General features: G+C 56.3%; 17 protein-coding genes. 6 read left to right on the top strand and 11 right to left on the bottom strand.

The features are described 5' to 3' along the window. Positions 1–116 precede the first annotated feature (116 nt). The 3 genes from DBR37_RS06885 to edd all read right to left on the bottom strand — a co-directional run bounded on the left by DBR37_RS06885 (position 117) and on the right by edd (position 4739). Positions 117–1871 carry a cation:proton antiporter gene (locus tag DBR37_RS06885; protein WP_124573715.1) on the bottom strand — a complete coding sequence of 585 codons (1755 nt, stop codon included), beginning with the start codon at positions 1869–1871 and terminating at the stop codon, positions 117–119. Positions 1872–2187: 316 nt separating this feature from the next. Continuing rightward, positions 2188–2808, bottom strand: coding sequence for a bifunctional 4-hydroxy-2-oxoglutarate aldolase/2-dehydro-3-deoxy-phosphogluconate aldolase (gene eda / locus DBR37_RS06880; protein WP_199739057.1), 621 nt, complete (start codon positions 2806–2808; stop codon positions 2188–2190). A gap of 2 nt (positions 2809–2810) precedes the next feature. Next, positions 2811–4739, bottom strand: a complete 1929-nt coding sequence (gene edd, locus DBR37_RS06875; protein ID WP_124573713.1) for a phosphogluconate dehydratase — start codon at positions 4737–4739, stop codon at positions 2811–2813. A gap of 328 nt (positions 4740–5067) precedes the next feature. On the opposite strand from edd, the gene pgi reads away from it, so the two are divergent. From pgi to tal, 4 genes are all read left to right on the top strand, one after another. Next, positions 5068–6708 (top strand): glucose-6-phosphate isomerase, encoded by a 1641-nt coding sequence (pgi, locus tag DBR37_RS06870; RefSeq protein WP_124573712.1) that lies wholly within the window; start codon positions 5068–5070, stop codon positions 6706–6708. A gap of 48 nt (positions 6709–6756) precedes the next feature. Next, a complete protein-coding gene (zwf, locus tag DBR37_RS06865) occupies positions 6757–8226 on the top strand; it encodes a glucose-6-phosphate dehydrogenase (protein ID WP_124573711.1) in 1470 nt (489 codons plus the stop codon). 15 nt (positions 8227–8241) lie between these two features. Then, positions 8242–9099, top strand: a complete 858-nt coding sequence (locus DBR37_RS06860) for a MurR/RpiR family transcriptional regulator (RefSeq protein ID WP_124573710.1) — start codon at positions 8242–8244, stop codon at positions 9097–9099. 91 nt (positions 9100–9190) lie between these two features. Then, entirely contained in the window at positions 9191–10126 is a 936-nt protein-coding gene (gene tal, locus DBR37_RS06855) for a transaldolase (RefSeq protein ID WP_124573709.1), read from the top strand. A 71-nt stretch (positions 10127–10197) separates the two neighbouring features. On the opposite strand, the gene DBR37_RS06850 is transcribed toward tal, so the two are convergent. From DBR37_RS06850 to DBR37_RS06815, 8 genes are all read right to left on the bottom strand, one after another. Beyond that, positions 10198–10719, bottom strand: a complete 522-nt coding sequence (locus DBR37_RS06850; RefSeq protein WP_124573708.1) for a helix-turn-helix transcriptional regulator — start codon at positions 10717–10719, stop codon at positions 10198–10200. 123 nt (positions 10720–10842) lie between these two features. After that, entirely contained in the window at positions 10843–11472 is a 630-nt protein-coding gene (locus DBR37_RS06845; protein WP_124573707.1) for a response regulator transcription factor, read from the bottom strand. Further along, positions 11472–14585 carry a sensor histidine kinase gene (locus DBR37_RS06840; RefSeq protein ID WP_124573706.1) on the bottom strand — a complete coding sequence of 1038 codons (3114 nt, stop codon included), beginning with the start codon at positions 14583–14585 and terminating at the stop codon, positions 11472–11474. Before DBR37_RS06840 ends, DBR37_RS06845 begins: the two co-directional genes overlap by 1 nt. A gap of 195 nt (positions 14586–14780) precedes the next feature. After that, positions 14781–15473, bottom strand: a complete 693-nt coding sequence (locus DBR37_RS06835) for a hydrolase (protein ID WP_124573705.1) — start codon at positions 15471–15473, stop codon at positions 14781–14783. 79 nt (positions 15474–15552) lie between these two features. Continuing rightward, complete coding sequence (locus DBR37_RS06830) at positions 15553–17133, bottom strand: MFS transporter (RefSeq protein ID WP_124573704.1); 1581 nt, start codon at positions 17131–17133, stop codon at positions 15553–15555. Further along, a complete protein-coding gene (locus tag DBR37_RS06825; protein ID WP_124573703.1) occupies positions 17133–17552 on the bottom strand; it encodes a DoxX family protein in 420 nt (139 codons plus the stop codon). Before DBR37_RS06825 ends, DBR37_RS06830 begins: the two co-directional genes overlap by 1 nt. 4 nt (positions 17553–17556) lie before the next feature. Next, the gene (locus tag DBR37_RS06820; protein ID WP_199739084.1) at positions 17557–19398 is read right to left on the bottom strand and encodes an amidohydrolase; all 1842 of its coding nucleotides are present in this window, start codon (positions 19396–19398) and stop codon (positions 17557–17559) included. Between the two features lie 233 nt (positions 19399–19631). After that, the gene (locus DBR37_RS06815) at positions 19632–19898 is read right to left on the bottom strand and encodes a DUF1427 family protein (RefSeq protein WP_233588300.1); all 267 of its coding nucleotides are present in this window, start codon (positions 19896–19898) and stop codon (positions 19632–19634) included. Positions 19899–20123: 225 nt separating this feature from the next. On the opposite strand from DBR37_RS06815, the gene DBR37_RS06810 reads away from it, so the two are divergent. Both DBR37_RS06810 and DBR37_RS06805 read left to right on the top strand, forming a co-directional pair. Continuing rightward, entirely contained in the window at positions 20124–20660 is a 537-nt protein-coding gene (locus DBR37_RS06810) for a sigma-70 family RNA polymerase sigma factor (protein ID WP_124573702.1), read from the top strand. A gap of 8 nt (positions 20661–20668) precedes the next feature. Further along, positions 20669–21694, top strand: a complete 1026-nt coding sequence (locus tag DBR37_RS06805) for a FecR domain-containing protein (RefSeq protein WP_199739056.1) — start codon at positions 20669–20671, stop codon at positions 21692–21694. The last annotated feature ends 121 nt before the right edge of the window (positions 21695–21815 follow it).

The following is a 21815-nucleotide window of genomic DNA, read 5'->3' as shown; positions in this document are numbered from 1 at the left end:
GAAAAAGTCTGAGGAAGGCTGCTATTTTACCGGAAGCCCTGAGGCACCAGCCCCAAATGCAGCAAATCGCGGCAAAAATTACGCTCCGGGACCGCTCTGCAGCACTTATCAACCTATTAATTTTTTTCTTCATCCGGATGTTCCAGCGTCTCGAACAGGGCAATTTGCAGGCGTGTATGCCAGCGGACGAACGCCTTCCACAGTAATGCCGTGATAATCGCTGCAGCCAGCAGCAACAGCATCAAGGTATTAGTCGGCGGCAGTATGCGCGCACTCAACAAACCAATCAGCAACAGTATGCCGACGATAGACAGCACCGGAATCACCTCCGAGATCAGACGGCGCAGGCCATGTACAAAGCGCCCGCCGTCACCAATCACGATCTCTGCCAGCAGCTGGCTCAAGGCATTCAGCTTGCGGTAAGTCGCAATCAGGAATGGCAACGACAGTGCCAGCGCCCCACCAAACACAATCGCCTTTTGCGTATGCTCATCGGCAGCGGAACCCGCAAGGTGTTTTTCTATCACGCCAAAAATATAGATACCGGCCAGGAAAACTGCTGCCGTCATCGCGCAATTCACGATCACCTGCGCCACGATGCGCGCAATGATCTTGAACAAGGCGGCGCGATCCCCCTCCGGCTGCTTATGCTGCAGCCAGTCCGTATAGCGACGGGCAAGACGACTGACGCCATCCGGCATCGCTGCCGCCGCCCGCAGCGACACAGGATCCGCCCACCTGATCAGATACGGCGTCAGCAAGGTAGTAACAGCTGAAACCGCCACCACGATCGGATACAGAAAACCGCTGGTGACCTGCAGCGTGAGGCCGAGCGAAGCAATGATGAAAGAAAACTCGCCGATCTGCGACAAGCCCATACCGACCCGCATCGAAGTCCGGCCATCGTTGCCGGCAATAAACGTCCCCATGCCGCAGGCAAACACCTTGCCCAGCACCACCGCCACCGTAATCACTGCAATCGGCCACGCATACGTCACCAGCACCGTCGGATTGAACAACAGACCGACACCGACAAAAAACAAGGCGCTGAACATATCGCGTATCGGCGCTATCAGGCGTTCTATCAAATGCAACTGTCGCGCTTCAGCCATGATCGCGCCTATCATGAAGGCACCGAGTGCAATGCTGTACTCCATCTGCAGCACCAGCAGGCAAAAGCCGAAGCACAGGCCCAGCACCGTAATCAGGAACACCTCATTGCTTTTGAATCTGGCGACATAAGCGAGGATGCGCGGCACCAGCAACAAGCCGAGCACCAGTGTCACGATCATGAACAGGGACAGCTTGCCGACCGTCACAAAGACATCGCCGGCATCGACCGAACCATTCATCGCGATACCGGACAAGAGCGCGATCATGCCGATCGCGAGCACATCCTCGACAATCAGGATGCCGAAAATCAATTGGGCGAAACGTTCATGTTTCAGCCCCAGCTCATCGAGTGCCTTGATGATAATGGTGGTGGAAGAAATCGCCAGCATCGCACCGAGGAACAGCGCATCCATGGTATTCCAGCCGAAGTACCGCCCTATCTCATACCCTATCCAGGTCATCAGGACGATCTCGCCAAATGCGGCAATAAATGCAGTCACACCGACCCGGCTGAGTTTCTTGAGATTGAACTCCAGCCCCAGTGAAAACATCAGGAACACCACCCCCAGCTCCGCCACGATCTTGATCGTGCGGTCATCCTGTATCAGTTCGAATGGTGGGGTGTGCGGGCCGATAATGACACCGGCCAGGATGTAGCCGAGTACGACTGGCTGCCTGAAGTAATGGAAAATGATCGTGACGATACCGGCGATCAACATAATCACCGCCAGATCCTGAATAAATTCAGCTCCATGCATAGATTCAACTTTCGGTTTGTTTCTATAGCAGTGCGGACTGAAGCGTAACGCGATGTGGCTGGTTTAAGCGTACACACAGATCTGGCTTGTGTCTACGGGGTATTAGTTAGTGGTGACTGTTGTCAACTTATGAGCGGTGAGGCTTCTTACCAAGGATACTGATGGGGTTATCACTCCGTAGAGAAGTGCGTTGCCGGGCCACACCCGGCAACGCACCTCTCATCGAAGAAAGAACAACTTCAGCAACACCAGAACGCCAACCAAACCACCAATAAAAAAAGCCGCTAAAAAGCGGCTTTTTTTAAACTCACCCCTATCACTTCAACCCAGCTGCAGCCTTAGCCAAAGCAGTAACCCTATCCCAATCCCCAGCCGCCAGTGCATCCTTAGGCGTCAGCCAAGACCCACCGACACAAGCCACGTTCTTGCAAGCCAGGAACTGCGCCGCAGTCTCCTGCGAAATCCCGCCAGTAGGACAGAACAACACATCCGGCAAAGGCCCGGCAATCGCATTCAGCATGCCAACACCACCCGCAGGCACTGCGGGAAACAACTTCAACTGATGGAACCCAGCTTCCCGCGCTGCCATCACTTCCGACGGCGTCATCACCCCCGGCAACAAAGGCAAACCACTTGCCAGCGAACCCTGGATCAATTCCTTGGTCAAACCTGGCGATACCCCAAAGACCGCACCCGCATCACGTGCCGCAGCAAAGTCTTCCGAGCGGGTCAGCGTACCTACGCCTAGTATTGCTTCCGGCACCTGCTCCGCAATCGCGCGTATGGCACTTAAACCGTGCTGGGTGCGCAAGGTCACTTCCAGCACGCGGATGCCGCCAGCCACCAGGGCGCGCGCCAGCGGCACTGCATGCGCCAGGTCGTCGATAGCGATCACCGGGATGACCGGCGAGGTACGCATGATTTCCAGCAGATTCATATTCAGTTTCCTATAGGTCGCTCTATCAGATTATCTTCATCGACAAACGGCTCATCGTCCGGCACTGCCAGCGTATTGGTCGTTTTATCTTCATCCGCTTCCAGCAGTGGTGGTGGCAAGCCGAAAGTGGTTGCCCCCTCTTCCGCCGCACTGACCGAATGGCGGAACATGGCAAACAATTCGCGGCCCATGCCGATTTCATTCTGCGACAGGTCGGAAGGCTCTACACCGCGCGCCGCCCATTCGGCTTCCGGCACCAGCGCCTGCAACACGCCGGTTTCGGCGTTGAGCTCGATCATGTCGCCGGTGCGCACACGGCCCAGAGGACCGCCCGCCAATACTTCCGGCGAAACGTGGATGGCGGCTGGCACTTTGCCCGATGCGCCGGACATGCGGCCATCAGTCACCAAGGCAACATGACGTCCTGCATCCTGCAGACTGCCCAGCGCTGGTGTCAACGCATGTAATTCCGGCATACCGTTCGCACGTGGCCCCTGATGACGCAGCACGGCGATGAAGTCACGATTCAACTCGCCGGCCTGATACGCATGCATAAATGCTTCCTGCGAGTCGAATACGATGGCTGGAGCAGTGACGATGCGATGCTGCACCTTGACGGCTGAAACCTTGACCACGGCGCGCCCCAGGTTGCCGGACATGAGCTTCATCCCGCCGTCGCCGGAGAACGGCGCAGCGGCTGTACGCAATACATCGGTATTGCCGCTGACAGCTGCAGCCGGCTTCCAGACCACTTGCTCGCCTTGCAGGAAAGGTTCGGTGGCATGCGCGCGCAAGCCGCGGCCGAGGATGGTCATGACATCGTCATGCAAGAGCCCGGCATCCAGCAATTCACGAATCACAAAACCGGTGCCACCTGCAGCGTGGAAGTGATTCACGTCGGCATCACCATTTGGATATATACGCGCCACCAGCGGTGCAACTGCCGACAAGGCATCAAAGTCATCCCAGTCGATCACGATACCTGCCGCCTTCGCCATCGCCACCAGGTGCAAGGTGTGGTTGGTCGAACCACCGGTAGCCAGCAATGCGATCACGGCGTTGACGATGGTTTTTTCATCGACCAGGCGGCCGACGGGTGTGTAAGTCTGGCCTTGCGCACTGATCTCGACTGCACGTTGTGCGGCGTGGGCTGTCAAGGCATCGCGCAAAGGCGTATTCGGCGTAATGAAAGCGGCGCCCGGCAAATGCAGGCCCATTACTTCCATCAACATTTGATTACTGTTCGCGGTGCCGTAGAAAGTACAGGTACCAGCGTCGTGGTAGGACTTGCCTTCGGCTTCCAGCAATTCGTCGCGACCAATTTTCCCTTGTGCGTAGAGCTGGCGTATTTTGGCTTTTTCCGGATTCGACATGCCGCTCGTCATTGGCCCCGCCGGAACAAATACCGCAGGCAAATGACCGAAATGCAGGGCGCCTATGACCAGGCCCGGTACGATTTTGTCGCATACGCCCAGATAGACGGCGGCGTCGAACATATTGTGGGATAAGGCAATCGCGGTAGACATGGCAATCGTGTCGCGCGAGAACAGCGACAACTCCATCCCCGGCTGCCCTTGCGTAATACCGTCGCACATAGCCGGTACGCCACCGGCGAATTGCGCCACGCCACCGGCCTTGCGCACCGCATCCTTGATGATGTGCGGGAAGCGTTCAAAAGGCTGATGCGCCGACAGCATGTCGTTGTAGGCAGAGACGATGGCAATCGATGGCGCGACCTGCTGCTTGAGTATCAGCTTGTCGTTGGCCGGAGAAGCGGCAAAACCATGCGCCAGATTGGTACAGGACAGCGTACTGCGTTGCACACCCTTTTGACGCGTATTTTCCAAACGTTGAAGGTAAGCAGCGCGATACGGCCGGCTACGCTCTACGATCCGTGCGGTTACGGCAGTCACAACAGGATGGAGCGACATATTAAATCCCTAGAAAAACAGTTTTGAAATTTTACTACAATAATTTACAGCCACCTATCGTCATTTTTTACCGGGGTGCAGAAAGTCATGACTACGCTATGACTACATTACGCGCCAGAAATTCATTCCTGTGCGATCCCGCAGCAAACCCGGGAATTATGAGATTAGATTGAACTTTCCTTGCTAGCAGGTATCCGTTACAGGCTCACTACAAATAGCGAACGTTGCGAATATAGCGTCTTGCATTGCCGCTCGTAAATTTATTTGTAGTGAAATTACCATAAACTGATGTATAGTGAAAACCAACCATAGATCGCATATAACGCCCATGCGCACGACCCTTACCGCTACTGCCGCCTTCCAGGCGCTGCAACAGCACCATACAGAAAACAAAGACCGGCAGGTTCGTCATTTATTTACGCAAGATCCTGCCCGCTTCAGCAAATTATCCGCCGAAGGCGCTGGCCTGTTCCTCGACTACTCGAAAAATATAGTCGATGACAAAACCATGACATTGCTGTACGCATTGGCGCGCGAAACGCAAGTCGAAGCGCAGCGCGATGCAATGTTTGCCGGCCAGGAAGTCAATCGTACCGAACACCGCGCCGTCCTGCACACAGCCCTGCGCAAACCACGCAATGAGAAGCTGGTGCTGGGGCAGCAAGACATCGTTCCCGAAATACATGCGGTACTGGATCGCATGGGCATCTTCAGCGAACGCGTCCGTTCCGGTGCGTGGCGCGGCTATGACAACCGTGAAATTACAGACGTCGTCAACATAGGCATAGGCGGCTCCTATCTCGGCCCTAAGATGACTTGTCAGGCGCTGCGCTCCTTTGCCCATCCACGTCTGACTACGCACTTTGTCTCTAACGTGGACGGCCACGACCTCGACGCCCTGCTCACGCGCATCAACCCTGCCACGACCTTATTCATCATTGCTTCCAAGGGTTTCAATACCGCCGAAACCATGATGAATGCACAGTCCGCACGTGCCTGGTTCCTGCGTCATGCGAAGGAAAGCGATTTAAGCAAACACTTCGTCGCCGTCTCTACCCAGCTCGATGCGGTGCAAGCCTTCGGCATAGCGCCGGAGAATATGTTCCCGTTCTGGGACTGGGTCGGCGGTCGCTATTCGGTGTGGTCGGCCATCGGTCTCGCACTGATGCTGTCGATCGGCCCGGAATGCTTCAGTGAATTCCTCGCTGGCGCGCATGCAATGGATCAGCACTTTCAGCAAGCTCCGCTGGAAGAAAACCTGCCCGTCATCCTCGCGCTGATCGGCATCTGGAATCGCAACTTTATCGGCAGCAGCTCGATTTCGATCGCGCCTTACCATCAGGATTTACGTCTGTTTCCCGGCTATCTGCAACAGCTGGAAATGGAAAGCAACGGCAAGAGCGTACAAGTCGATGGCGCCAAAACCAGCACCACGACCTGCCCTATCATCTGGGGCGATGTCGGCACCAATGGCCAGCACGCCTACTTCCAGTTATTGCATCAGGGCACAGACATCATGGCAGTCGATTTCATCGCGGCCCTGAAGCCTACCCACGCACTCGAACAACACCAGGTATTGTTGCTGGCAAACTGCTTCGCACAATCCGAAGCCTTCATGCGCGGCAAGAATGCCGACGAAGTACGCGCCGATATGCAGGCGCAAGGTTTGCCTGAAGCTGAAATCCAGAAGCTATTGCCGCATCGCATCTTCCCGGGCAATCGTCCAAGCAATACCATCCTGATGGAAACCCTGAATCCGCACGCGCTGGGCGCATTGATTGCACTGTATGAACACAAGGTGTTTGTGCAGGGCGCGATCTGGGGCATTAACAGTTTCGATCAATGGGGCGTAGAGTTGGGCAAGATACTGGCAAAAAACATCGCAGCCGAACTCAGCGATAAAGCTAAACCAGAGCAACATGACAGCTCGACCAATGGCCTGATCGCACGTGCCAAGGCTGCACTCTAAAAACAATAACGTTCTGACGAACACTTACTTACATTAAAACCCTTCATCATGGCTCTTACTGATTTTGATCTTGTCTTGTTTGGCGGCGGCGGCGACCTGTCGATGCGCAAACTGATTCCTGCGCTGTATGCACGTGACCGCGCCGGGGATTTGCCAGCCACGGCACAGATCATCTGCGTCGGGCGCAACGAGCGCAGCACGGCCGAGTTCATAGAGACCGTGAATGAAAACGCCAAATCACACATCAGTGAAAAGACCTTCAGTCAGAATGTGTGGGACAAATTCTGCGCCCGCATCAAATACATTGCGCTGGATGCCAGCGATGCGACGACCTATCAGCCGCTGAACGATGTATTACGCGACAGCAGCAGCGTGACCCGGGTGTTTTACCTGGCGACGCCGCCGACCCTGTTCGCCAGCATTTGCCACAATCTGTCGGCACGTGGCCTCGCAACAGAACAAACCCGTGTCGTGCTGGAAAAACCGTTGGGCCGTGATCTCGCCAGCGCGAAACAAATCAATCAGGAAGTCAGCCAGGTCTTCAAGGAATCGCAGATCTACCGTATCGATCACTACCTCGGTAAGGAAGCAGTGCAAAACCTGCTGGCCCTGCGCTTTGGCAATGTGCTGTTCGAACCGTTGTGGCGTCGTGAATGGATTTCTGACGTACAGATTACGATTGCAGAAGAACTGGGCGTCGGTAACCGCATGGGTTACTACGAAACCTCGGGTGCACTGCGCGACATGATGCAAAACCATTTGCTGCAACTGCTGTGTATCGTGGCAATGGAGCCACCACTGTCAGTGACACCGGATGCAGTCCGTGATGAAAAGCTGAAAGTATTGCGTTCGCTCAAACCATTCACGCAAAACACGCTGGCCAAGAACGTCGTGCGCGGCCAATACCGCGCCGGCCACGTCAATGGTGTCGCGGTACCGGCCTATCGCCAGGAAAAAACTGCCGACCCTGATTCCAATACCGAAACCTTTGTTGCCGTCAAAGCCGAGATCGATACCTGGCGCTGGGCCGGTGTGCCCTTCTACCTGCGGACCGGCAAACGCATGGCTGACCAACTGGCAGAAATCGTGGTGCGCTTCAAATCGATTCCGCATTCGATCTTTGCACAATCAACCAGCAGCTTCCAGCCGAACTGCCTGGTGATCCGCCTGCAACCGGATGATGGCCTGCAACTCAATCTGATGGCGAAAACACCGGGCGACGGCATGCGCCTGAAACCAGTCGAACTGGAACTCGACTTCGCAGAAACCTTCAAGGCACCGCGCATGGATGCCTATGAACGCCTGCTGCTGGACGTCTTGCGCGGCCAGCTGACACTGTTTATGCGCAGCGATGAACTCGAAGCGGCATGGGAATGGGTAGAACCAATACTGCGTTACTGGGAACAGGAAGGCAATGAACCGTTGCCGTACGCATCCGGCACCTGGGGTCCGGCCGCATCCAGCTCGCTGATCGGCCGCGACGGCCTGCAATGGCGCGAAGAAGCCTTGCCGGAATAAGCGGAACACACCGGCATGCTGCTCGATTCCATACGCACACAGTACGACTCGCTTTCCAAATCGGAAAAAAAAGTCGCACTTGCCGTACTGGAACAGCCTGAACTGGCCATCGCAGAAAACATTACTGCACTGGCGAAAAAAGCCGACGTCTCGGAGCCGACCGTGGTGCGCTTTTGTCGCGCCATCGGCTTCGATGGCTGGCAAGCCTTCAAACTCAAACTGGCACAAGGCCTGGCCCTGTCTACCGGCGATGGCGCATCGCCGGTGCTGGACGATATGGCGGCCGACCTGGTCGACAAAGTCTGCAATCGCTCCATCAACACCCTGCTCGACCTGCGCAATAGCCTGGATGCGAATGCGATAGAACAGGCTTTGCAAGTGCTGGGACGGGCCAACACCATAGAATTTTACGGTCAGGGTACCTCCGGCATCATCGCCGCTGATGCCCAGCATAAATTCTTCCGCTCCGGCGTACCGACCGTCGCGTACTCGGATCCGCACATACACAGCATCGCCGCATCCCTGCTGAAAAAAGGTGACGTCGTGGTCGCCATCTCGCAACGCGGCAACAGCGTATCGCTGCTGCGCAGCGTGCAACTGGCGCGCAGCTCAGGCGCGGCCATCGTGGTGCTGGCGCCCAGCGGTACACCGCTGGCCGAACTCGCGACCGTGCTGATTCCTATCGATCTGCAGTTCCATACCGATCCTTACACGCCGATCTCGGCCCGTCTTGCGCACCTGGTCGTGATCGATATCCTGGCAGTCGGACTCGCACTGCGCCTCAGCCCGGAGCGCCGCAAAAAAATGCTGCAGGCACAGAAGGCCTTGCAGAAATTCGACCTGCAATTCGACTCCTTCCTGCAAGCGCCGTGAGACTTGCCTGCTCAGCTTGCAGCAAAAATGACGAAACATTGCGTACAATAAGCTTGTCTATACCACCCCATACAGCCAACGTTAGCGTGCCATGAACCAACTCGAACAACTGAAGCAATACACCACCATAGTTGCCGATACAGGCGATTTCCAGTCGATCAAGGCATTTGCACCGCAAGATGCAACGACCAATCCCTCACTGATCCTGAAGGCTGTACAGAAGGATGAGTACCGCCCCATCATGGAAAAGGTAGCACGCGACCACGCGGGCAAAAGCACCAATGAAATCGTCGATCACTTGCTGGTTGCCTTCGGCCAGGAAATCCTGAAAGTCATCCCGGGCCGTGTTTCCACCGAAACCGATGCACGCCTGTCCTTCGATACCGAAGGCTCGATAGAAAAAGGCCGCACCCTGATCCGCCTGTACGAAGCCGCCGGCATCTCGCGTGACCGCGTCCTGATCAAGATCGCATCGACCTGGGAAGGCATACGTGCCGCACAGGTGCTGGAAAAAGAAGGCATACACTGCAACCTCACCCTGCTGTTCTCGCTGCCGCAAGCGATTGCCTGCGCCGATGCCCGCGTCCAGCTGATCTCGCCGTTCGTCGGCCGTATCTACGACTGGTATAAAAAATCGACCGGTACCGACTACACTGGTGCAGATGATCCGGGTGTGCAATCGGTCAAGCGCATCTATACCTACTATCGCAAATTCGATTACGCGACCGAGGTCATGGGTGCCAGCTTCCGCAACACTTCGCAAATCATCGAGCTGGCCGGTTGCGACCTGCTGACCATCAGCCCTGAGCTTTTGCAAAAACTGGCTGAGTCGGATGCACCACTGGCACGCAAGCTGGTACCGGCAGAAGCGAAGAACGCAGACATCGTCAAACTCACGCTGGATGAAAAAACCTTCCGCAGCCTGTTGAATGATGATGCGATGGCGACCGAGAAACTGGCAGAAGGCATACGTGCATTCTGCGTCGATGCGGTGAAACTCGATAAGTTGATTGAATCAGTAAAATAAATCGGCGATGGTCCGTTCGGACCAGCTGATTCAAGTAAAAGGGCAAGGGCAACCTTGCCCTTTTGCATTGCTTACGCAGCTATAGCATTCAATGCGAGCGCCCCTCTGTAATCCGTTGCGGACTGACTGCGTTTATTCAGCCTGCGCCACTCTTGCGGCGAAACACCATGAACGGAATTAAAAACCCGGGTGAAATGCGATTGATCGCAGAATCCATGCATGTAAGCGATGTCAGTGAGATGCAAGTCTGACAGCAACATGCTGCTGCAGGCCGTCGCAATACGTCGTTGCAAAATATAGATGCGCGGCGAAACGCCAAAGCTCTGCTTAAAGATGCGTGAAAAGTGACTCACGCTTAATTCCAGTGCAGCGGCCAGATCCATGGTGCGGATACGCGTCGCCATGCATTCGTCTATATACGTATTCAGGCGCTGGATTTGCCAGGCAGCAAGGACGTTCTTTCCGGCCTGCTCTGACTTGCTGCTCTCTTCCTGAAAAGAGATGTCGATGATATTGAGTGAAGCTGGGGCTGTCTGTTCCGGCTTGCGTGCAGGATAGCCATGTGGCGGGCGGCGCAGTGGGAGGGTATGCACGGGTTAGCTCCTGTTAACATCACATCAAATACACAAGCAAGAATGATGCGTGCGTAAGCCCGTGTGCAACAGCCCCTGGCAGGGGGAAGTAAAACTACACTAAAGTGTGGTTTACACGCCTGACTACAACTCTATAAAACCGCGCTCTATACCGATGGTAACCGCATGTGTACGGTTGTTGGCACCGAGCTTATCCATGATGCTGCGCAGGTGGCCTTTGATCGTATCCTCAGTCAGGACCAACTCAAGCGCAATCTGCTTATTGCTCAGGCCTTGCGCGATCAGCTTCAGCACCTGGATTTCACGTGGGCTGAGGCAGTCCTGCCCCATGTACTCCATGAGTTCGGCAGATATTTCCGGTGGAAAATAACGCTGCCCGGCCGCCAGTGCGCGTATCGCATCACACAACTCCTTGCGCAAGGCACTCTTGAGCAAATAACCCTGCGCACCGGCCTTAATTGCATGCAGCGCGCGTACGTCGCCGCGATAAGTCGTCAGTATTGCAATGCGCGCCTGCGGGAACTCGGCACGTATCATGCGCACCGCATCGATCCCGTTCGCGTTCGGCATTTGCAGGTCGATCAGCGTCACATCCGGCTGCAGTGTACGAAACAATGCCAGCGCCTCATTACCGTCCGCGGCTTCCCCCACCAGCTCTATATCGCTCTGGCTGCCGATCACAGCGGCTATCCCTTCCAGCATCAAAGGATGGTCGTCCGCGACAAGTACACGTATGGTTTTATTTACAGTCATCACAACTCAATTCCTGGTTTCTTGCGCCAGCTGATCCGGTTTAACCAGCAGCGCATGATATTGCGGTAAGCCAACCTGGCCGACATGCTGAGTACGATTTCGGTACCGGCATCCCCGATACTCTTGATATTCAGATTCGCGCCTATCTTGTGCGCACGCTCATGCATGCCACGCAGACCCCAATGATCCGGGCGCCCTTTAATGCTGATGTATGCCTGGTCTATGCCGACGCCATCGTCACTGATGGTCAGGCGGAAGGCACGCAGCGTATATTCGATTTTTACCAGCACTTGCTGTGCACGTGCATGGCGGAACGCATTATTAATCGCTTCGTGCGCAATGCGGTAAATCTCATCGCGGACAGTCGCACGCAACGGCAGTGGCGTGCCGATCACGGACAGATGGAAGGCAGCGCTGCCGTCATACGCCAGGCTGACGCCCAGTGCCCGTATACAATCATGCAAATCACCTGTCACCACTTCATTGCGCAAATCGCGTACCCGGTCACGCCCTTCTATCAGCACTTCATCGGCACGATCAAGTGCCTTTTCCAGACCGATCCGGGCCGGATGATCAGCCGGTATCGATTGCGCCACGGCCTGGAAGCGCAGGATCAATCCATAGACGCCCTGCAATAAAGTATCGTGCAATTCGCGTGCAATACGTTCGCGCTCGGCATGCCGCTCTTCCATCCGTGTGCGCATGTGCTCTGCGGCACGACGCGCATTGATACGGTAAAAAATCCACAGCAACACAAAGATCGCCACGCCGGCGATTAACAGAAACAACGGTTGTTTGTAGAACACCTGCGGGATCGTGAAAGCAAACACGGCTTCCTGCGAACTGGGCAAACCATCCTTGTTGTAAGCCAATACGCGGAAGCGATAATTGCCCGCCGCCAGCGCCGTGTAGGTCGCCTCGCTCTGCCGTCCCGCGTCATGCCAGCCGTGGTCGTAACCATCGAGGCGATAGCGGAAGGACAGACTCTCCGGGGCCGACAAACTCAGCGCCGCATAATCAATCACGATGCGCTGTGCGTTCGCGGCCAATACCGTCGGTGTCGTTTGCGCCAGGAACGCACCATCCACGCTGACCGACTCGATGGTGACTTCAGGCACCGCATCATCCTGCCGCGGCCGTTGCGGATCTATCCACATCACGCCATTGCTGGTGGAAAACCACAACAAGCCATCGTCGGCACGTATCGCCGTCGGCAACGGTAAAACCTGATACGGATCATTCGCCAGACCACCCATCAAATTATAGGAACGGTAGCGTATCTGGTAAGCCGGATCGGCCAGCGCATGCTCCAGCTCGACATGACTCAACTCGAATATCCCGGCCTTGCTATGTATCCACACATCCTCGCCGTCTTTCCCCGGCACCAGCAGGATCGCGTAGATATTGTCGAACAAGCCGTTACCCGGCATCTGCACCGCATGAAAGCGCTGACCCTGGATAAAGCCCAGCCCATGCTGGCCACCTATCCAGGTGCGCCCCGCTTGCGGCGTAATCGCAGTGATATGCCCTATGTGCAGGCCGTCGGCCTTGCTCCACTGTTTTTCTGTGTGCGCATCACGCATCACCAGCAGGTTATCGCGATAACCAAACCATAGCCGCCCTTGCGCATCCGCACTGGCCACCACCGGCATTAACTGACTGGGGAGTGAAGTCGGTGCAGGTACCTGGCTCCATACGCCTGCATGTAATTTATACAGCCCGAGGCGATTGATCGCGACCCACAGATTGCCGTCGAGATCATGCACCATAGCTCGTACTGCAGAGTCGGCTGGCGCACCCTGCGGCAAGTACGCAGCAAACACCAGTCGTTCGCCTTCCGAGCGCCAGATGCCACCCGACCCGGCCATCCAGATATGTTCTTTGCTATCACGTATAGCGCTGGTGGCCGGTGCCGGCATCGTCAGCGGATAGACATTGCCACTCTTCATCCGCATGGCCGGACGATTGGCGCTCCCGGCCCAGATGCTGCCGTCGCCACCAGCCACCAGCGCATAATTCAGTGCATCCGTCGGAAAGTCAGACGGCATCAGGACGCGCGGGCGAAAGCGATCCAGCCCGGCATTGGTGCCGACCCATACATTGCCGTCGCGATCTTCCAGCATCGGCCAGACATAGTCGGAACTCAAACCATCCTTGCCGGCAAAACGTTCGCGTGCACCTATCGCATTCATGTCGGTCGGCGCAGCGACATACTTCAGACCGCGTCCCAGGGTACTGATCCACAAGGCACCACTGCGATCAAACAGCAAGCCGCTGGCTGCTGCATGGCTGGACTTGCTGATGAACAGCTTGCCTGCCACCGTCACGATCCGGTGCAGCTTGCCGCTATAGCGCTCTGCCAGCCAGATGGAATCATCTGCCGCCTGCGCAATACTGCTGACACCCTCGACCGTAACGCCGCTATCCATGAACGCCGTCGCACCTTCCGGCAAATAGAACAACCGGTACTCATTCACCGCCCACACCGTGCCGCTGCGATCAACGAATACCGTGCGCGCCTTGCGGCCGGGGAATTTCAAGTCAGCGGAAACATGCTGCCAGCGCTTGCCGTCAAATCGCGCCAGTCCATCATCGGCAGCGGCCCAGATCGCACCCTGGCGATCACGCGCCAGGCTGTAGACCACGCCGCCGGGTAAGGTCGCATCAGGAGTGTAACGCTGCATGCCCTGTGGATGAACCCGCGCCACACCACCGGCGCGCAAGCCTACCCATAAATCATCACCGTCTGCCAGCAGCGACGAGACTATACCCAGCGCCTTGCCATCCGGCGCTTCATAGCGAACGAAACGTGATCCGTCGAAACGATATAAGGAGTCGTTGGTGCCCAGCCAGAGATAGCCGTTACGTGTCTGCGCTATCGCACCGACCTGACTGGGACCACCATCGGCTGCCAGCCAGCGCCTGTGCTCCAGATGTTCGAGTGATGGGGTGCTCGCTGCCAGCGCGTTGATATTCACCAGCATCGCCAGCAATAGCAGACACCAGTAAACAAGCGTGATCCGGCCTTGCCTGGCAGGCTTACAGATCGTCGCTACCAGGCAGGAGAGCAAATTCATGATGGTCGGATGGGATAAAACAGTCGCTGTCTGCATGATACGACCGATTTACGACCAATTCCCGCTGCGATCAGCGACGGGAATGGGTCGTCGAACGAACAGTTTACTTGATACCGCGGCCCAGGATGGCCGGATAAAGATGACAGGAGTAAGGCACACCGTCCATACAGACGATGGCCTTACGCATGTGATCTGCGCTTGCTGCGCATCTGTGCAGCAAGCTTGCAGCTATCAGCGTACCGGAGCTGGCACCGGCGCCAGTGTTTCGTGCGCGCCGACCGAGCGTGCCGGAGCCTTGTGCACCATGGTGTAAGCGTAATCGATACCCATGCCGTATGCACCGGAATGTTCTTTCACGATGGAGGTCACGGCATCGTAAGTCTCCTTGCGTGCCCAGTCACGCTGCCATTCCAGCATGACTTGCTGCCAGGTGACAGGCACCACGCCGGCCTGAATCATGCGTTGCATGGCCAGGTCATGTGCCATCACTGAAGTACCACCGGAAGCATCGGCCACCATGTAGATTTCATAGTCGCCTTCCAGCATGGCGCACAGGGCGAAACTGTTATTGCAGACTTCGGTCCACAGACCAGCAACCACGACTTTCTTGCGGCCATTTTTCTTCAATGCGTCACGTACCTTTTGGTCATCCCATGAATTCATGGAAGTACGCTCCAGGATTTCCTTGCCCGGGAATACGTCCAGCAATTCCGGATAGGTGTGACCGGAAAAGCTTTCTGTTTCCACCGTGGTGATGATGGTAGGAATATTGAATGTCTTGCCAGCCTTGGCCAGTGCAACCGTATTGTTTTTCAGGGTCTGGCGATCTATCGATTGCACACCGAAAGCCATTTGCGGCTGGTGATCGATGAAAATCAGCTGCGAATTACTTGGGGTCAATACTTCCAGTTTCGGATTACTCATACCATGCTCCATTCAGTTAAAAGTGACTACGGGTAGTTAGTCGCGAAAATAAAACCTGCAGACATGCCAGGTGCCTGCCCTATACAGCAGCAATAAAATGTTCGATACGCGGCGTGCCCGGTCCGCTGTGGAAACCATACGCACGCAGGGTGATGGCCTTGTCGTTTTCGGTAAAACGATCTTCCTGACGCAAATGCTCGAGCCAGGACTCAACGACGAAGGTTTCGATGTAGCGACCTGGCTGGGCAGTATCTTCAAACACACTCCAGGTCAGCGCCCCGCCACGGCGGCGTACCCGACGCATTTCCCGGATCGCAAGTTTGAACTCGGCCTGCCTGTCAGCCGCCACCAGATACTCGACCGTAATCATTACCGGGCCGGAATCATGTGCAGGACCGGCTGTGGCGTCACTGCTACCGTGTTTGCTCAAGTGTCTGGAAGGCGCCAGATTCAGATCCGGCGACAAGTCGAGACGCCAGCGCAATGCGGTAGCGCAGAACAGAATCATGCCGACTGCAGCAATGATCAACGCGCTGGACGTACCGAGCCTGCCTGCGGTCTGGCCCCAGATGGCACTGCCTGCCGCCATCGAGCCAAAGAACACCACCAGATACACGGCCAGTGCGCGTGCCTTGACCCAGCCGGCCGAACTGCGTTGTGCGCCCACGTTGAGGATAGACAACATCGCAATCCAGGCGAAGCCGGAGAACAAGAGGATCACACCCAGCAGCACCGCACTTTTCATCATCGCCAGCGCCAGCATGGAAGCAGCAAATATCAGCGTGGCACCAAGTGCCAGTGCATCGTTGGAATAGCGCTTGCGCAAACCCGGCAAGACCAGCGCGCCAGCAACCGCACCGAGGCCTATGCAAGCCAGCAGGATGCCGTAACCACCGGCACCGAGACCGAGGCCGTTCCGCGCGACCAGGGGCAACAAGGCCCAGGCGGCACTACCAAACACAAAGAAAGCGACCGCACGGATCAGAACCACGCGCAGTACAGGGGCGGCATGCACATAGCGCAAGCCTGCGCGCACCGCTGGCAGGAAATGCTCAGCAGGCAAACGCTGTACCTTTTTCGGCGATTGCCAGAAGTACAGCACAGCAACCACACCCAGCACCGACAAAGCATTCAGAGTGAACACCACGGCTGGTCCGGCAAAGGACAAAATGATACCGGCCAGCGCTGGCCCGATCGCGCGGCTGATATTGATGCCCAGCGAGTTAAGCGCAACTGCAGCGGCCAGGTCTTCCTTCGCCACCAGATCCGGCACAATCGCCTGGAATGGCGGCGCCGCCATCGCCGCACCGACACCCAGGAAGAAGGTCGCCGCCAGCAGGATTTCAGGTGTCACCATGCCGACGAATGCCAGCGCACTCAGCACTGCCGCCGTAATCAGCATCCAGAACTGTGCAAACAACAGATACTTGCGACGGTCGATGATGTCGGCCAGCACGCCCGACGGCAAGGCAAACAAAAACATAGGCAGGCTGGTCGCAGCCTGCACCAGCGCCACCATGAAAGGATCGGTGCTGAGTGAAGTCATCATCCAGCCCGCGCCCACATCATGCATCCAGGTGCCGATATTGGATGCGACGGTGGCCAGCCACAATGCGCGGAACAGTTTGTTGCTGAGCGGACTAAACGAAGAATTTGCCATCAGCCCACCTGCTTGCGTTGTATCACTGCATCAAACGAAAACTTGCCGGGGCCGCACAATGCAATCGTGCCAAAGATAATCATCAGCAACCAGCCAAACTGCCCTTCCGCGATTGACCACTGCGTATGCACGATCAACATCGACACCAGCAACACACCAAGGACGGGCAGGCTGGCCAGGCGCGTCAGCAAGCCCAGCGCGATCAGGACGGCGCAAATCACTTCGGCAAAAATCGCCGCCAGCAAGGAGAAGCGCGTACCCAAGCCAAACGGATCCTCGATATGCAACAGCTCCTCGCTGTAATGCATGATCTTGGGCCAGCCATGCACATGGAACAGCATGAAAGCGCCGCTCACGCGCAGGAACAACAAGCCCAGATCTATCTGCGGCACAGTCAGCAAGGGAAATTTTTTCGTCATATCATCAGAACGCAAAACAGCTGCAACCCAGCGCACCCCAGAAACCGGAGTAATTTGAAATAGGTACGTTGGATTTGCGCGCCACATCATGTGCATGCATATGCACGCCACACGCACCAGCGCATTGATGCGGCAAGGCTGCGACTTGCTGCTTGGCGTTCACACGACGGTAATGACCAGGCACGGTTTTCACCGGCGACCAGTCCGGCAATACCGGGATCGGTGGCGGTGCGAGATTCACAAACTCATTGGCACCGAATACAACCTTGCCACCCACCACGGTCAGCACTGACTCCAGCGACTTGATGTCGTCCTCTTGTATGCTGAAGAAATCTGCCGACAGTACCGCCAGATCGGCCAGCTGACCTTCCTGGATGCGGCCTTTCTTGCCCTGGTCACTGGAGAACCATGCACTGCCATTGGTCCACAATTCCAAAGCCGTATCACGTGATAACTGCGCACCGGTCTGGTACAACTTCATGCCACCTACGGTGCGGCCGGATACCAGCCAGTACAAAGCGGTCCATGGGTTGTAGCTGGCAACACGGGTCGCATCGGTACCTCCGCCGACCGGCACACCGGATTCGAGCATGCGCTTGATAGGCGGCGTGTGTGCAGCAGCTTCAGCACCATAACGCTCAACAAAATACTCACCCTGGAATGCCATCCGGTGTTGGATCGCAATGCCACCACCCAGTGCATGTACACGGTCGATGTTGCGTGGCGTAATCGTCTCCGCATGATCGAACATCCAGCGCAAGCCATTGAATGGCGTATCGCGATTTACTTTTTCAAACACGTCCAGCATACGACCTATCGATTCATCGTAAGTGGCATGCAGGCGGAACGGCCAGCGTTGCGACACCAGATGACGCACCACTTTTTCCAGCTCATCTTCCATCCCTGCCGCCAGCTCGGGGCGCGGCTCAAGGAAGTCTTCAAAGTCGGCAGCTGAAAACACCAGCATTTCACCTGCACCATTGTGTCGGTAGAAATCATCGCCCTGCCCCGGCTTGATCATGCCGGTCCATTTCTGGAAATCTTCCAGCTCCTTGCCCTTGTTCTGTGTGAACAGGTTGTAGGCGATGCGCACCGTCAACTGCTGTTCGCGCGCCAGCTGATCGATGATCTCGTAATCTTCCGGGTAGTTCTGGAAACCACCGCCCGCATCAATCGTGCTGGTAATACCCAGGCGATTCAGTTCGCGCATGAACTGACGGGTTGAGTTCACTTGCAACTCGCGCGGCAGGGTCGGCCCTTTGGCCAGCGTCGCGTACAAGATGAGTGCATTCGGTTTCGCAATCAACATACCGGTCGGATTGCCAGCCGCATCGCGCTGGATTTCACCGCCCGGTGGATTCGGCGTGTCCTTGGTATAACCAACCGCGCGCAAGGCCGCGCGATTGAGCAAGGCACGGTCGTACAGGTGCAACACAAAGACCGGAGTATCCGGTGCCGCAGCATTAATTTCTTCCAGCGTCGGCATGCGTTTCTCGGCAAACTGGAACTCGGTCCAGCCACCGACCACACGCACCCATTGCGGACTTGGCGTGCGCAATGCCTGCTCCTTCAACATACGCAAGGCGTCTGCCAGCGACGGCACGCCTTCCCAGCGCAATTCGAGGTTGTAGTTCAAGCCGCCGCGTATCAGGTGGATGTGCGAATCATTCAGGCCCGGGATCACGGTACGACCATTCAGGTCTATCACCTGGCTATCCGCCGTGCGATGACGCATCACATCTTCCAGATCGCCGACTGCCAGGAACTTGCCATCCTTGATCGCGACTGCGGTCGCAAGCGGACGACTCTTATCCACCGTATGAAAACGACCATTGATCAGAATCATCGTCGAGCCCGCACCTGCTCCCGCCTTTGCGATCTTGTCAGCGGGCCCGCGTGCGGTAGCAGGCAGGCTGGCACCGGCCGATGCCGCTGCGGCAGGAGCGGAGCGGCCTGCCATCGCACCCAGGGTTGCCAGTGCAGCGCCGGACGCAACGGACTTCAATATATTTCTTCGATTGTTATTCATGAGGAGACCCGTCTGGTGAGAGGAAGCGTGGATAGAGGGGGACAACGCCGTTATTTCTTGTTCTGCTCTGCTGCGTCAACGCCTGTAATTTTGGAAGAGCAATTCTCACAAAACCAGGAGAGCGTGATGGGTTCTCGCTGGATGATACGAGTGGCAATCGGTACCAATTGCTCGCCGATCAGCATCCCGAGCAGACCCAGTAGAGCGATAGCTGGCGGCGCGGGGGAGCGCACATGCAGCAATCCGTATATCACCCCGACCAATACGCCAGCGCCGATAGACATCAGGTACATGGAATACCTTTTAAAAATCATCATATGCGGCGGATTATCAGTGATCCGTCCGATCCGCAATTGGATCAGAATGCTATTTCTTCCCGGGAAAAGCTAGCTGTTAATGATGCAGTTTTCGCCTTGAAACTGCCTGGTGACAGCCGTCAAGACTGGCAAACAACACTATCGCAACAGAAATTGCCGTGTATAAGCAGCATGGATTATAATGAGAATCGTTCTCATTTTTATTGCCTCCCTGCCCGTTTGCCCATGTCCTCCGCCGAACCCGTCTTCCAGCAGGAAATGCACACGCTCTACAGCGACCATCACGGCTGGCTGACGACCTGGCTCAGGCGACGCCTGGGCAATACTTTCGATGCGGCCGATCTGGCACAAGACACCTTCTTAAGACTACTCAACAAGCCGCGTGGCTTTGACAGCTTCGATGGTGCCCGCGCCTGCCTCAGCACCATCGCCAAAGGCCTGTGCATAGACTTGTGGCGTCGTCGCGAAATCGAACAGGCTTGGCTGGAAGCAATCGCCGCGCGCCCTGAAGCGATCATGCCTTCGGCCGAGCATCAGGTGATGGTGATCCAGGCGCTGCTGGAAATCGATGCAATGCTGAGCCAGTTACCCAACAAAGCAGCCAGCGCCTTTGTCATGGCGATGGTGTATGGCATGACCGACAAGGAAGTAGCAGCAGAACTCGGCGTCTCCGATCGCATGGTGCGCAAATACATGACCCAGGCCATGCTGCATTGCATGGCGCTGGAAGCACAGCACCTGGCTGCCCACCTTTCGGAATAAAGCACACCGTGTCTACACTGGATATCAAACTACGCTCCTCCGGGCTGCCGTCACGGGCACCATCGGCACAGGTCCTGCAGCAAGCTGCGGAATGGTTTGTGCTATTGCGCTCAGGTACCGCCAGCGATGAAGATCGCAACAACTGGCGCAATTGGCTGGAGCAGGATGCCAGCCACCAGGATGCCTGGGGCTATGTAGAAAACATCAGCCGCCGCTTTGAGCCGGTGCAGTCCGACAGCCGCAAGGACGCAGCCGTCGCGGCATTTCACAACGCACGCAGCAAGTTGCTCAAACGTCGCCAGATACTCAACGGCATCGCTCTCCTCGCTGGTGGCGGAGTGCTGGGCTGGGTAGCAAGCCGACATCAACTGGTACCGGATGTAGTGCTGGCATGGAACGCTGATTACCGCACTGCCACCGGTGAAGTACGTGAGATAGCCATGCAGGACGGCACGCGTATCTGGCTCAATACCGCCAGCGCGTTTAACGCTGACTATCAAAGCTCGTTGCGTCGCGTGCATTTGCTGGAGGGCGAAATGCTGATCCAGACTGCCGCTGATAAGACACGTCCTTTTGTCGTCGACAGCAAACAAGGCCGCATGCGTGCACTGGGCACCCGCTTCACGGTCAGGCAGAACGATGACATCACGCACCTGACAGTATTCGAGGGCGCTGTTGAAGTCAGCCCTGTCGGTACGGATGCGACCCGCATCATAGAAGCAGGCCAGCAAGTCAGCTTTAGCAACACCGCGATCAGCGAGTCTGTACCAGCCGAAGCAGCACGCGAAGCCTGGATCAGGCAAATCCTGCTGGCGGAAGATATGTCACTGCAGGATCTGGTTGCGGAATTGAATCGCTACCACCACGGCTACCTGCATGTCGCGCCGGAAGTCGCCGATCTGCGGGTGCTGGGTGGCTACCCGCTGCAGGATAGAGACAAAGTCCTCAGTATGCTGGAAGAAGTATTGCCTATCCACATCAGGCGCACCATGCCCTGGTGGATCACCATCGAGGCAAAAAAAACGTCCGGCTAAGGTCTGCATCAGCCTGTAAAAATTATTTTCATTTTTTTGGGTAAACAGGTTCCGGATTCCGACGGTTCGTTCGGTTCACAAGATGAAGAACTCATTTTGTCACCCTACTTACCGAAGAAAG

The sequence above is a fragment of the Herminiimonas sp. KBW02 genome (assembly GCF_003852535.1).
Lineage (GTDB): Bacteria > Pseudomonadota > Gammaproteobacteria > Burkholderiales > Burkholderiaceae_D > Oxalicibacterium.
The sequence above is the reverse complement of the archived record's forward strand: the minus strand, read 5'-3'. Positions and strand labels throughout refer to the sequence as shown.

Excerpts from the sequence above, each read along its gene's own strand:
- DBR37_RS06885 (WP_124573715.1), bottom strand. The coding sequence starts at position 1,871 with ATGCATGGAGCTGAATTTATTCAGGATCTGGCGGTGATTATGTTGATC.
- eda (WP_199739057.1), bottom strand. The coding sequence starts at position 2,808 with ATGAATCTGCTGGAAATCATGCGTACCTCGCCGGTCATCCCGGTGATC.
- edd (WP_124573713.1), bottom strand. The coding sequence starts at position 4,739 with ATGTCGCTCCATCCTGTTGTGACTGCCGTAACCGCACGGATCGTAGAG.
- pgi (WP_124573712.1), top strand. The coding sequence starts at position 5,068 with ATGCGCACGACCCTTACCGCTACTGCCGCCTTCCAGGCGCTGCAACAG.
- zwf (WP_124573711.1), top strand. The coding sequence starts at position 6,757 with ATGGCTCTTACTGATTTTGATCTTGTCTTGTTTGGCGGCGGCGGCGAC.
- DBR37_RS06860 (WP_124573710.1), top strand. The coding sequence starts at position 8,242 with ATGCTGCTCGATTCCATACGCACACAGTACGACTCGCTTTCCAAATCG.
- tal (WP_124573709.1), top strand. The coding sequence starts at position 9,191 with ATGAACCAACTCGAACAACTGAAGCAATACACCACCATAGTTGCCGAT.
- DBR37_RS06845 (WP_124573707.1), bottom strand. The coding sequence starts at position 11,472 with ATGACTGTAAATAAAACCATACGTGTACTTGTCGCGGACGACCATCCT.
- DBR37_RS06840 (WP_124573706.1), bottom strand. The coding sequence starts at position 14,585 with ATGCAGACAGCGACTGTTTTATCCCATCCGACCATCATGAATTTGCTC.
- DBR37_RS06835 (WP_124573705.1), bottom strand. The coding sequence starts at position 15,473 with ATGAGTAATCCGAAACTGGAAGTATTGACCCCAAGTAATTCGCAGCTG.
- DBR37_RS06830 (WP_124573704.1), bottom strand. The coding sequence starts at position 17,133 with ATGGCAAATTCTTCGTTTAGTCCGCTCAGCAACAAACTGTTCCGCGCA.
- DBR37_RS06825 (WP_124573703.1), bottom strand. The coding sequence starts at position 17,552 with ATGACGAAAAAATTTCCCTTGCTGACTGTGCCGCAGATAGATCTGGGC.
- DBR37_RS06820 (WP_199739084.1), bottom strand. The coding sequence starts at position 19,398 with ATGATTCTGATCAATGGTCGTTTTCATACGGTGGATAAGAGTCGTCCG.
- DBR37_RS06815 (WP_233588300.1), bottom strand. The coding sequence starts at position 19,898 with ATGATGATTTTTAAAAGGTATTCCATGTACCTGATGTCTATCGGCGCT.
- DBR37_RS06810 (WP_124573702.1), top strand. The coding sequence starts at position 20,124 with ATGTCCTCCGCCGAACCCGTCTTCCAGCAGGAAATGCACACGCTCTAC.